Raw genomic sequence first — 12439 nt, 5'->3', positions numbered from 1 at the left:
TCAATTTGTTGCGGTTTGCAAAATAATATTCTGTATTTTTATCGGACAATAGTGTCTTTAAACTATAAATTATTGCGATTCATGTAAAGATGGTGATTTTTTGTCTGCGTAAGCCCTTCCTTAAAAAATAAACATCAAATCGTTGAATTCTACAGCCGGTTCAGCGAAAAAAGCAGGAAAAGACGGGGCAATTCAACTACAGATGTTGTACGCCTAAACTGAGTAAGACAATGGTGGTGCCCTTAAGCCTCGGGAGTAATGGTAGCAGGACATGGCGAAATGTTGTTCACCACGCAAAAAAACAGCAGACAACAGGTAAATTGCCTCAAATCCGATGGAAAAAGCCGGGGATGCTGCTGAACTGACAAACTGTGATAATGAAGCAATAAGAATCAGTCCGTTTGTGCTATGCCTGTTCTTTTCAGGATTCTTGGCAGTTGTGGAAATGAATGGGTGAGAATGAACAATGGTTACGCCATTATTAACATGGGTATGAATAAACAGTGTAATACTTCCGTAATACGCTAAAAAGAGTACTAACAGAAAATACCTGACCATATTAACGTGCAGTAACTTCAATTTATAACCCATTATTGCAAAACAAAGATAAGAGATTTATCTATTCCTAATCTCATTATATAATTATTATAATAAAATATATTATTTTCTGCCTGAAACCATTTCCAACGGCAATGAATTATCGGTTGCAGATTATATCAGAAGGTATCAAATTCAGTATTTTATGGTGAACAGAAAGATTTCCGCAACTCACACAAGTCCTCAAGACATCGATTGAATTAATGTGAATATTTCTTGTGCAGCGTATTCAGAGCAATAAAATATTTTATGCTCTCTGAAATTCCATCCTTTCACCACATCATCAAGAAGACCTTCTCTGACCACCCAGATCATTTTTGTGTCAGGGTTTTTCATAAGTTCATTGATGCCGGAAGCCCAGCCCTGCCCTGCCATTTCCCATGGACCTACCTCGTCAATAATTACCCAGTCAGGATTTTGCAAAGCAGCTTTCTGTAATAGGCGCTTACCTGCTTCCATACCCTCAGGTCTGAAGTAAAACCGTCCGACAAAGGGCATGGTATCATCGCCGTAAATTCTGGCTAACTGAAGCGTTGTTGCCTCTGCAATGTTATAAATATCATAACCGACCCTTTCGCCATTTTCACGAACCGATGGCGCCACAAATCCACCAATATTCATTCTCCTTGCTTTCAGCATTTCTGCAAGTGCAAAAACGGTACGCGATTTCCCGCTTCCAAAAGCGCCCGTTACTATGATTACAAATGGCTTGTCTGAAAACTGCAGCGAAATTTTATCGAGCCATGTATCGGCCTGCCCTACCAGTTGTTTCATCGTCCCGACCGGTCTTCTGAGAATATATTTTGGTCCCGGCAGATTGGCGATAACCAGCGGCAGTGTATCGAATGCCACCTCAAGCGAACCGGCAAGTTGCCTGAATTTTGAACCCGAGAAATATTTTTTTATTGCCGGATTTACAAGTTCCCTTCCAATGGCAGCAAACCCGATAATCATCAGTGCAGCCCTGAAATTCATCTGCAGACCGGCGGCCAGACCATCCAAACAAAAGAAATTTCCACCTTGAAGGCCTGAATACAGCCATCCCATCAGCAGTGTAATCACAATAAAACTAATCCAGAATTTTGGTTTTCTCAACGGACGCAAAGCATTCCGGTAACGGACCGCCCAAACAATAATGAGCACCGAACCTGCCGGAACCCATATCCCGGGTTTGCAAAAACTAATCAGGCAGAGCTCTCCTGTCATTGCCGCAATGCTAAAAAGCAGCCATAAAACAGAAAATCCGAAGGGTTTCAAATCCCTGGTCTGCTGCCGCTGCATCACGTTTTTTGCAGGCATGTTTATCATCCCTGCCGGTTTGTTCTTCAGTTTAATGCCGATATAAATTCCGGCAATACCGGAGACAAGTCCGAGCGCCATATATAAAACTGCAAGTACAAGCACGGGCATCCATCCGTTGTCGAACTGTATATTCAGTTGTTTTGAGGCAAGCATTGCTACTTTTTTATACAGACCGACAATATCTAATCCATAGAAAATAATAAAGTTTGCAATGAAATGAATGAGGTTCCAAAGCATGGCGAGCATACTGCCTATCAGGTAACCGACAATGTTGCGACCGGCAATGCGAACAGAAAGTTCAAGCAGAAATGCCTCACAGCATATCGCAATCATTGGTCCGAAGATCATGGCACTGGGCGAAATGGATTTCATCAGGGCACAGATGAGCCCGGCGCGCCAGAAAAGCCCCTTCTGATTCCAGAGATAACCCACTGATACGAGTAAAATAATAGCAATACCGGTCATTATATTACCGGTAAATGGAATACGCAGATTATGCAGAAAGCTGCCGAGTACAATCTCTGATGCCGCCCACAAACATCCTAAAACCGATGCCCTGAGCCAGGTTCCGTTCAATTTACCTTTTTCATCCATTCAGCAGGCATATTTTTTTTGCGCAGCGCTGGAATAGATGATACCCGGCAGCACCTTCACCAACCATGGTAAAAGCGAGTTCGGCATCCTGAATCCGCGTGGCACCGATAATGTTCACACCCTTGCTGAAAAGTATGTCGGGAATAAGGCTTGACGTTGGCCCCACCACAACAACCATGGCTCCCGAAGGAATATTCGCAAGAAGTTCATCAAGTGTATTATTGGCAAGTGTGGAACCCGTAATAATAATGATGTCAGCATGTTTCATAGTGGCTGTTGAATCTGCCGCGGGAACATAAAACCGGCGGTAATCGGGCGCAAGCGCCTTTTCATTGAGTTCAAGTACTGAAAGCTGATGTTCGCTGTCGGCAAATCGCTTGACATAGGAATGAAAAGCTCCGACAATCACAATTTTTTTTGGAGTACTTAAATCAAGAAGTTCAACTGGGTCTTTATCTTCAACGATTCTATATGCAGAGTGTTCAATAATCTCCGATGAAATGGCATTCATCACGGCAAGTTTGATTACATCAAGCAATTCATTTCCTTCGGTCTGCTTGAACAGGTCGGTAACCTTTTGCCCGTGGACCTGACCCGGCGAGAACGGTCCGAAATATTTATTGCGCGAACGGTGGCAACCTTCACTTTTATCAACATTGGTGATGGAAATCCCGCTATAGCCCGTGGAAAGTTTCACAACGGTCATAAAAATACCGGCATTCATTTTTTCTATGGTAACATCCTTGAAGCGTTCGCTGTAACCGGCTTTCAGCAATGCCAGCGTTTCCTGAATAATTTTAGACATATCTTCTCTGTTTGGTCATTGTAATAATTCTATCGTAAAAGGAACGTACAAATTTGCGACAATTTAATCAGCAGTCGAAAAAATAAACTTTATCCCGCCGGTAATAAAACGTCCGGGGCATTGCTGCAATTCGCTGTCAAAATAAATTTTATTAAAAATATTTTCAACATTCAGGTTGAGAGACAGCATTTTAAATAATCGTTTTTCAAGACTGATGCTGAATATGCCATAATCGGGATAACGATTCGTCTGAAAATAATCCAGCGGAACCCGGTTGAGGTCATTGATCCAAACCCTGCCAATATATTTGTATAGCAAAGAAGCATTTACAACCTTGTTTCTCCATGTAAAGCCCGCACTCACCTTGTGATTCGGGATATCGGTCAGGAATTTCCCGGTAAGGCTGGAATCCACCAGCGGATTGTTCACCCTGTGTTCAATGATTTGTGCATGAGTGAATGAATAATTGGCGAAAACGCTTATGTTCTCTTTCAGGGTATACATGAATTCCAGTTCCGTACCATAAATTTCCACCTTACCGATATTCTCTTTTTGTACTACCGGCGCCAGCTTATATCCCATGTTGACCGTATCGCCGTTGCTCACGTAGTACATAAAATCCAGACCGGTATTGTAAAACACTGAAATACCTGCAGTCAGACCTTTCATCAGTCCGGCGTCAGCGCCACATTCATATGTAATCAGTTTCTCGGGGCCGAGATCAGGATTGGCCACTTTGAATCCACCCTTTTTCTTACCTGTGCGGCACATATCGTCCAGTATGGGAGCTCTGAAACCTTTTGCAACACTTGCATAGACGCGTGCTGTTTCCGATAGCTGATAGCCCGCTGAAAATCTTGGGCAAAGTTCGTCCCAGAATTTATCAGCCATATTTAAATTCTCAAATTCCTTATAAAAAATAATAGAGTAAGACGGTTTATCTATAGTGAACAGTCCGTTATGAAATTTCGCAACGTCATAGCGCAGACCGGCATTTACAGTAAGTTTCTCATGCATGAATCTCATTTCATCCTGCACATAAAATGAATACTCGTCCATGGCAGCTTTGTTCGTTATAACGTCTGTTGAAGTATAATAGGTGTCCGTTCCGTCAACACTGCCAAAGCGGCAGGACGCACCTGCAGTTATCTCATGGCTGCTGAACTTCATGCAGGACAATGAAAAATCACCACCCATATCGCTTCGTTTTGAATCAGCCTGATACAGCATATAATCGCCGTCTTTCAGGTATTCATACATTCGAAAATATTTTTCCTTCAGTCCGTACACGATAGAATTCCATTTAAAATACCGTGCATGTCCTGAATATTTTATCAGACCCTTGTAGGTCAGATGTTGTTGCCAGGCGCCATAATTATCATAAATTTTAACTCCATTGCCGCGCATATCGTCGAAAAAGCCAAACTGCAGTTCTATATTCTGATTTTTTCCGATATCACATCCTGCCTTCAGACCTGTATTGATTTCTTTCAAGAAAACCGGTGCAAGTATGGAGTCGGCAGCCGTAAGAAACTGAATGGGTTCCGAAATGTATCCGTCGCTTTTGCGTGCACTCGCATTAATGCCCCAGTAATATTTTTTTTTGATGGTATCAGGTTTTATGATTCCTTGAAGATTCAGACTGGAACTCATGGTATTGTATGTTCCATAGCTGACCGCCACACTGCCATCGAGTTTTTTCGCAGGCTTTTTTGTGAAAAGTTCAATAACACCGCCCATGGCACCGCTTCCGTATTTGGCCGGTCCCGGTCCTTTTATCACAACAACCTTTTCAATACTGTTTTTATTAATCATATTCCAGTTCACGGAACCCTCGTCAGATTTATTCAGGGGAACACCATCCATTACCACCAGCGTGCGGGATTGGTCACTGGCGGGAAGTCCTCTCAGGGTTACGACGGCTTTGCTTGAGAAAATTCCGCCCGGGTTACTCAGATTCACACCCGGCGTATAATCCAGCAATTCATGAATATTCTGAACAGGTGCCGACTCAATGGTCGTGCATTTAATTATGTTTACACGGTTTGATAATTCTGTAAGATCCCGGTTCTTTTCACCAACAATTTGAACTTCACCCGATGAAATTACGGTATCTTTCAGGTAAATGTTGAGATGCATCCGCTCATTTTTTTTCAGTTCAATTTTCTTACGATATGTCCTGTATCCGACAAAACTAACATTCAGGGTATAGGCTCCCGGAGGAATGTCATTAAGCAAATAATTTCCTTTACCGTCGGAAAGCGTTCCCAGATTTTTCTCAGACAGAACAATATTTGCGTTTACAAGTGCACGTTTTCCGGAAGCATCGGTGATGTTGCCCGAAATTTCCGCACTTTGAGAAGTTTGACTGAAGCAAGGCACAGCATGCAGCAATAGGGTCATCATAACAGCAGCTGCCGGGCAACAACGTAAAGATGCTGACTTTGAGTTAATATTGAGATGAAAGAACCGGAATAAGCCCAAAACCAATGGTGTTATTTGAAAATTTGAGATTACTGTTGAATTTTTACGGCAATTTCCATGGCCCCGTTATCAACTTCATCGGCATTGATTACCTTGATTAAGCCTTTTTTTCCACCGGCTGTAAGAAATGGAATAACACGACCGGCGGTAGCCCATCTGAATTTCTTTTTGCCCCATACATCGTGGTATGAAACAATTAGCAGGCTGTCGTTATGAGCCTGCTCAAAGGCAGAAGCCGTAACAGGTGTATTATCGACACTGATGTCCCACAATGTGTAATTTCTAGGTTGCCAGTTGGCAATAAACGGATAATACGTCTGGGCTTCCAGACTTGCATTGTCCATTTCGCTGGGAGAGGAAAGCACCGGTGATGGCAAACCGTCGCTGACGATATAATAGGTAAGAATATCAATCTGATTGCACAAAAGGCTGGCGCTGTCGTTGAAATAAACCCTGCCTCCGGCAGGAGATGCAAAATGCCCGTATATTAAATTGTTCTGATAGCCTAATTTCAGCGATGGATAATAATAGATTCCGCCGAAAGTTGAATTGGGGTCTTTATTCACCACCAGTGAGATTTCAGCGCTCATACGGTTCCTGTCCATCACGGCAAATGTCCACGTAACCTTAGATTCCACATTCTGGTATAAAATTTTATTCACGTCAAGGTCAGAAGCGTACAGGCCGCTGTCAAGTACCGTAATTACAGTGCCGTCATCCAGCGTTTTCTTAATCGTAAAATTGGTAAGAACCTCACTTACGCCGGTAGCCTGTATTCCAAAATACAATCTGTGACCCACCATTACTACATCACCGTTCTGTGTGTAACTGCTGCCCATCTTAAAACTTATGACGGGTGGAAGTTTTTCCTTTTCTTTTTTACATCCTGCCGTGAAGACTATCAGTAATACTGATGTCAAAATAATAATGTACTGTTTGCTTCTCATTTTGTCCTGCTTTAAAATTGAGAACAGTCCCGCATGCAAGCGGAACTGTTCAAAAAATCAATTTCTCTGATTTTATCAGAAAGGATTTTATTCAACAATCAATTTGAAATTCGTTGTTTCATTATCGGAATTCGTGATTTTAACAACATAGAAACCCGGAACAAAACCTTGAAGTTCAATTTTTTCGTTTGTCACGTTATTTTTTGCAAAGACACAGCTGCCGGTCATGTTGAAAACGGCAAGCTGACAGCCGGCATCAGCATTCTCAACGTAAAAACTGCCTTTGCAGGGATTCGGATAAATGCTCACAGCCTGCCGGGTGTCTAACATATCAACTCCTGAAATAACCTGACCGGTTACAACGATATTGTCGAGCATGGAAACACCGGTGGCTGCCAAAGTACCACCATTAATATCAAAATTCGAAGTCTGCAACCATCTGACTGAAACCTGACCGCCTTGATTATCGAGGGCAGCAGGCAGTGAAACATTGGTCAACACACCGGTTGTCCAGTCGGCTGCAACCTGAAAAGTACCGCCTGTAATGTCAACCCAGGGATTTCCGGAACCCGGAAGTTTATACTGTGCTTTAAAGTCTCTTGGACCGGGGAAACCGGCATTGGAAGACATTTTTGATGAAAGCTGCAGATTCTGATAACCTGTCGTTTTGAATTTCACCATCCAGTAAACAGAGTCAGCACCGTCGTTCCAGCCAACGGATGATGCACATTTATCTGTTCCGCCGTCGGCACCTGTAAGAATATAATAAGATGTAATTCCATGATAGCTGGGTGCTGCCCATGTACCATACTGACAGCTTAAGTACCTTGAAGCGTTCAGTGAGATACTCACGTCAACAATTGAATCGGCTGATGTTGACGGAAACGTCCAGCCAACAACGGTGTCCTGTGCAAATAATGATGATCCAAACATTAAAAATGCGAAGCACATTGCGAGGTTTAAAAGTTTTTTCATACGATAATCAATTTAAATTAATTGAACATTACTATTTATTGGTTATATCTTCAAGGGAATAACGCTAAGCTTGATGTGTATTATTTTTTTTCAACAAAACGTCACAAATTTTTAAATAATTCAGTAAGTACCGCTTCCCGAGTCGTTATACCTGTATAAGTATAACGACGGCAAAAGTATATCAAATGAGTTTAAATTTCCAAATTAAATTTTAAAAGATTTTGATTTTTCTTTCAGGAAAATATTGAAATCCTTCTGTAGTTGCCGAAACTGCTTGATAACGTTGCGCCCTGTTTTGGTGACTTCAGCAATACCGCCATCTTTACCACCTCTTTTCAGAATCACAAGAGGTTTGCCGGCATTGGTATTCATTTCATTAATATTGAACCATGCCTGACGGTACGACATTTTCATTTCGGCGGCGGCTTTACGCAAGGAGCCCAGCTCTCCTATTTTTTCAAGAAGCTCAATCCGGCCAATACCCAAAAGCGGAAGTTCGCCTGAGTTCACCCAAAGTCGGCCTTCAACTTTAATCATAACATCGTTTTTATTTCTGCAATACTATGAAATTAATCTGAGTTAGACAAAAACAAGGGTTGATAAAAAAGCCACTCACCATTCACTCAATTTTTCTCAAACCGGCATTTCACTCCACTGCGTAATCAGCTATAACGCCTGCCCGATATTCTGGCATACAAATAAAAAAGCTGTCAAAGTCAAGCAAAATGATTCTTCGTGATTTCAATAACTCATAACCGGTAATCAATCTTAAGCATTCAAAACATATTAATGGTTTTTATTATATTGCACTTCCATTTAAAACACCTTCCATGGCTATAATTCACTTTCACAACGGCAATTTTGCCGATTCTGATAAAAATACTCTTGACTCATTTATCAAGCTATACGTCGATGGTTTTACGGATCCAGATGAGCGCACCAATCCTGATGAATGGATCAATCAATTGAGCCAACCTCCAGAAAACAAAAAATTCGAAACTCATATTTTCGTCAGTCGGGAAGAAAATGACGAAAAAAAAGTAACTGGGGGCATTGTACTTGAATACTTTCCAAAAAGCAAAAGCATATTATTGGCCTACATAATTGTTGATTCAAACGTTCGAAAGTCCGGACTTGGAAAGAAACTGTTTAACCAGATAACAGAACTGATAGCTTTCCTAAAAAGCAAGGAAAAAGAAACTGTTGCAGTATATGCTGAGATAGCCATTCCATGGAAAGTGGATGGCACAAAGTCGCCTATTCCACCCGAATTAAGAGTGGAAATATTCCGTGGGATGGGTGCTGAATGGATTGACATTCCATATGTGCAGCCTCCACTCGATGAAACTAAAGAATACGTAGACCATTCCTTCCTAATAGTATTCCGCGACCTCACACCTGATTCTAAACTTCAAGTTAGTTATGTGCAGAATTTCTTAGAAGAACTTTACCGTACCCTTGGCATTGAGAAGTCTTCACAAGACAAATTTTTTAATAAGATGAAGGAAGCATTGTCTGCCATAACTATCCTCGTCAAACAACTCCCTGAATTTGAAAATCCAAAACTTCATTTTAAAGATATTGTCGTTTGTCTGCATGCTGTTTCCGGTATGAATAACGCCGTGATTGAAGATCAAGCCTATAATAATAACTTTCAGTCTTTCGAATTTGATATTCTCAACCATCAGAATGTAGAAAATCCGCCGTTCTGCAGCAAACGCTTTTTTGAAGAAGCCAGAGATGTGACTATACACTTCCCGCAGCAACTTTCATATACTTCGGAAGGCGCAAATTTTACTTTGTACACCAAAACAACGGAACTCAAAGCAAGGTTTTTATTGCATTATACGGATTTTGATGTAAGCAAGGGCAGAATATGGCATTTATGTTTCATACCTTGCGAGGGCGAAACTTTTGATGAATATTCGATAATAAAACTATTAAAACTGAACGGTTGCGGTCGACAGGAAAATTTTAATGCAACTGATAATATTCGCTTTTCTGTTGGGGAGAATAAGTTGTTTTCAATTCATAACTTATTTAAAATTTTAGCAGATAAACATTTTGATAAAAAAAGCGAGATAAAGACGGCCACAGTCGAACTCAATATTCCCGGGCTTAAAAACATTAAGAGCGATGAGTTTTTTAAAACATTGAACGCTGCCATTGCAAAAGACACCCATTATTCAGCATTACTGCAGAAGCCTTATGAGACAGAAGATTATAATGAAATCAGATATCTACTAAATGCCATGTGCGGCATTTCAAGTGGAATATTTGATTTCAAACGGTTCTCATTTACTGAAATGATGGATGTATTGCGGCCAATTCATACAGAGCCCGAAGGCACAATTATTATTATACATAAAAACAATCTGTGTAGTTTCGGTCATACGGATAAACTATTATCAAATTTCAGAGAGCAGTTTGCGGTGAATCCGTATCTGCTCATCTGTCATGCTACACTAATCTATAACGAAGAAATGCTGCGGCTCGCCAGTATCTCAATAAAAGAGGGCATTAAAAGAGACATTAAAAAAATCAGCAAGTCAATTATAGAACAACTTGAAGAAAAAAGGCTGTCTGCTGAAAGAAGCTTAAATTTATTTTACCTAAAAGACGTATTTCATTATCCGTATGAGAAAACTATCTTTACAAAAGGCCTGGAAGAGCGAGGCCTCAGCAGTTTATTAAATCATTTGAATGTTCGTCTTAAAGAGCTCACTTACAGGATTGAATCCATGAACACCAGAATCAGAAAACGGAATGACCTGATTATTGGTATGCTGCTGGGGCTTTTATCAGGATTACAGCTTCAAACTATTATCGACGCATTTACACGTGACTATTTTTCCAATTTCCCGCATAACGGAGTACCCTGGATGGTTTTTGTTGGCGTATTGATGCTATTTCTGATTATCATTTACTCGAGCATGCGAAAAGGAAACAAATGAAAACAAAAACCGCCGGAACATCAGTGTTTACGGCGGTTTTCATCAAAAGTCAATTTTTATCAGCGGAGAGAATGGGTTCAGAACCCTCGTCCGTATATCATTGATATTCTTTTACTTCAGCGGTAGTCACAAAACATACTCACGATTCACCCCACGATAATTCATACCAGTTTTTCGCTGTTTTGCGCTGTCAAGGAACTTGTGTTTGTGCAAAGATATGAGATTTTGAAATAGAAAAATGTTTCGCTTGCTTTTTAAGACCTCTATTTCCTTTGATTTTGATGACCACTCCCCTGGTTCGAGTTTTCTCGATTTTGAGTTAAAAATCGTTGCAAATCAATTGCCTCTTCATAATTTTCAAGTACAATTTTCTGAGGGTCATGCAATCCATGATAATGAATATATAAATCAAGGTCACGTTCAAGCTCCAATTTTTTTATGTCACGCTTTATAATATGCTCAGTTCTATTTGCAAGTCCATCCTTACCAAATGTCAGGCAAACGATATATTTACTTGAAATGATGTAAATTTTTACAAGCTGTTCAACCCTGTCCTTAATCATATAAGATTTATAGACAACAGTAGTTGGATTAATAAGCAAAATGTCTTTGTCCGTGATTTGCTCATATTTCAGCTTATCAGTAATATGGTCGAATATTTTCTTTGTTTCCCCTCCCTGCCTTTGATGGTACTCTTTTAAGCCTTCATAAAATTCCGACGAATCAAATGCCTCAAATTTTTTATAAACTATATCTGCCGTATCGTTATTGTGCTGCTCAATTAAACCATTGTAAATATTCAAACCCTCGTTATAAAAAGCAGGGTGATACCTTTCTACATATTCCAAATAGCCTTCTTCATACCACTTATTATGAAATCCTTGCGCTCCCATCAAACACCCGATAATATAAGGTAGAGCGGAACCAAAGGTATTTGGTCGATAATAAATCACCCGCTCATCTTTCTCAGCTCCTAACTTATTATATTTCTCAACCCAATGATTGAAAACTGTTTCAATCTTCTTCAGTTCATAAGGAAGAAAGTGTTCAGGTATAAATTCCACATTGAAATGCTTACACATTTTCAAATAAATCTTCTCTAAAAGTTGTTCGTTCATGTCTGTATGGTTTTTTAAGACTATATCAAATTGCGTGCGAATTATTTTCTAGCAAAAAAACAATAATTATGACTTTTATATAAAAAATCATTTCATGATTAAAACTCTTGATTTAGGTGCATTGTTGAACCAAGGTTAAAACTGATATAATGAATCTCAATTTCAGGTTGGGTGCAGATATCCATTGTCTCAATTAATTTTCTATCAATTAATGGATGTAAGGAAGGTGCTAAAATATACGCTTCTATCTTGCTAACCTGGCTAATCAATTCAAGGTTATTTGTGCAAGGTTTTTCATAGCCAAAATTGCCATTTTTGACCAGCCTCATGACATTTGCATAAAAATATATCTCGGAAATAATACCTACTTTATCGTTTTGTTCTGCTTTCAATTCAAAGATCAAAAGAGCATTATCCTCACTGATACCCCATATATCAATTGCACTTTTTCCACGAGAAAAAATAGCTGTTTTAATTGAAACCTGTTCTTTGAAAACACCAACTGGTAATTGCCTATCAAGAAATTTTGCTTTTGTCAAATTGCTAAGAAGGGTGCTTAAATCGCCTTTGACGAATCTGTTTTCAAGTATGCCTTCTTTTGTCTGCGGTTGGATACGCCGCCTAAATTGACCAGTCTACGCCGTTTTAATTTGACCACCTTCA

10 protein-coding genes are annotated in these 12439 nt (G+C 40.1%); 1 reads left to right on the top strand and 9 read right to left on the bottom strand.

What is annotated here, in order from left to right:
* Positions 1 to 213: 213 nt before the first annotated feature.
* From WCM76_16110 to WCM76_16080, 7 genes are all read right to left on the bottom strand, one after another.
* Positions 214 to 579 carry a hypothetical protein gene (locus tag WCM76_16110; protein MEI6767155.1) on the bottom strand — a complete coding sequence of 122 codons (366 nt, stop codon included), beginning with the start codon at positions 577 to 579 and terminating at the stop codon, positions 214 to 216.
* A 201-nt stretch (positions 580 to 780) separates the two neighbouring features.
* Positions 781 to 2493, bottom strand: a complete 1713-nt coding sequence (locus tag WCM76_16105) for a nucleoside-triphosphatase (protein MEI6767154.1) — start codon at positions 2491 to 2493, stop codon at positions 781 to 783.
* The gene (locus WCM76_16100) at positions 2486 to 3298 is read right to left on the bottom strand and encodes a DUF364 domain-containing protein (GenBank protein MEI6767153.1); all 813 of its coding nucleotides are present in this window, start codon (positions 3296 to 3298) and stop codon (positions 2486 to 2488) included. Before WCM76_16100 ends, WCM76_16105 begins: the two co-directional genes overlap by 8 nt.
* A gap of 63 nt (positions 3299 to 3361) precedes the next feature.
* A complete protein-coding gene (locus WCM76_16095; protein MEI6767152.1) occupies positions 3362 to 5704 on the bottom strand; it encodes a TonB-dependent receptor in 2343 nt (780 codons plus the stop codon).
* A 107-nt stretch (positions 5705 to 5811) separates the two neighbouring features.
* A complete protein-coding gene (locus WCM76_16090) occupies positions 5812 to 6729 on the bottom strand; it encodes a hypothetical protein (protein ID MEI6767151.1) in 918 nt (305 codons plus the stop codon).
* Between the two features lie 87 nt (positions 6730 to 6816).
* Positions 6817 to 7704, bottom strand: a complete 888-nt coding sequence (locus WCM76_16085; GenBank protein ID MEI6767150.1) for a T9SS type A sorting domain-containing protein — start codon at positions 7702 to 7704, stop codon at positions 6817 to 6819.
* 204 nt (positions 7705 to 7908) lie between these two features.
* The gene (locus tag WCM76_16080; protein MEI6767149.1) at positions 7909 to 8241 is read right to left on the bottom strand and encodes a LysR family transcriptional regulator; all 333 of its coding nucleotides are present in this window, start codon (positions 8239 to 8241) and stop codon (positions 7909 to 7911) included.
* Positions 8242 to 8534: 293 nt separating this feature from the next.
* On the opposite strand from WCM76_16080, the gene WCM76_16075 reads away from it, so the two are divergent.
* Positions 8535 to 10658, top strand: a complete 2124-nt coding sequence (locus WCM76_16075) for a GNAT family N-acetyltransferase (protein ID MEI6767148.1) — start codon at positions 8535 to 8537, stop codon at positions 10656 to 10658.
* A gap of 263 nt (positions 10659 to 10921) precedes the next feature.
* Here the strand turns inward: WCM76_16075 and WCM76_16070 are convergent, their stop codons facing one another.
* Positions 10922 to 11776, bottom strand: a complete 855-nt coding sequence (locus WCM76_16070) for a hypothetical protein (protein MEI6767147.1) — start codon at positions 11774 to 11776, stop codon at positions 10922 to 10924.
* Between the two features lie 98 nt (positions 11777 to 11874).
* Positions 11875 to 12315, bottom strand: a complete 441-nt coding sequence (locus tag WCM76_16065; GenBank protein ID MEI6767146.1) for a hypothetical protein — start codon at positions 12313 to 12315, stop codon at positions 11875 to 11877.
* Positions 12316 to 12439 lie beyond the last annotated feature (124 nt).

The sequence above is a fragment of the Bacteroidota bacterium genome (assembly GCA_037133915.1).
In the GTDB taxonomy this organism is placed as follows: domain Bacteria; phylum Bacteroidota; class Bacteroidia; order Bacteroidales; family CAIWKO01; genus JBAXND01.
This window is presented reverse-complemented; position numbering and strand designations above follow the sequence as displayed.

What these genes read in the sequence shown, in the direction of transcription:
- WCM76_16105 (MEI6767154.1), bottom strand. Translation starts at nt 2,493, where the DNA reads ATGGATGAAAAAGGTAAATTGAACGGAACCTGGCTCAGGGCATCGGTT.
- WCM76_16100 (MEI6767153.1), bottom strand. Translation starts at nt 3,298, where the DNA reads ATGTCTAAAATTATTCAGGAAACGCTGGCATTGCTGAAAGCCGGTTAC.
- WCM76_16095 (MEI6767152.1), bottom strand. Translation starts at nt 5,704, where the DNA reads ATGATGACCCTATTGCTGCATGCTGTGCCTTGCTTCAGTCAAACTTCT.
- WCM76_16090 (MEI6767151.1), bottom strand. Translation starts at nt 6,729, where the DNA reads ATGAGAAGCAAACAGTACATTATTATTTTGACATCAGTATTACTGATA.
- WCM76_16085 (MEI6767150.1), bottom strand. Translation starts at nt 7,704, where the DNA reads ATGAAAAAACTTTTAAACCTCGCAATGTGCTTCGCATTTTTAATGTTT.
- WCM76_16080 (MEI6767149.1), bottom strand. Translation starts at nt 8,241, where the DNA reads ATGATTAAAGTTGAAGGCCGACTTTGGGTGAACTCAGGCGAACTTCCG.
- WCM76_16075 (MEI6767148.1), top strand. Translation starts at nt 8,535, where the DNA reads ATGGCTATAATTCACTTTCACAACGGCAATTTTGCCGATTCTGATAAA.
- WCM76_16070 (MEI6767147.1), bottom strand. Translation starts at nt 11,776, where the DNA reads ATGAACGAACAACTTTTAGAGAAGATTTATTTGAAAATGTGTAAGCAT.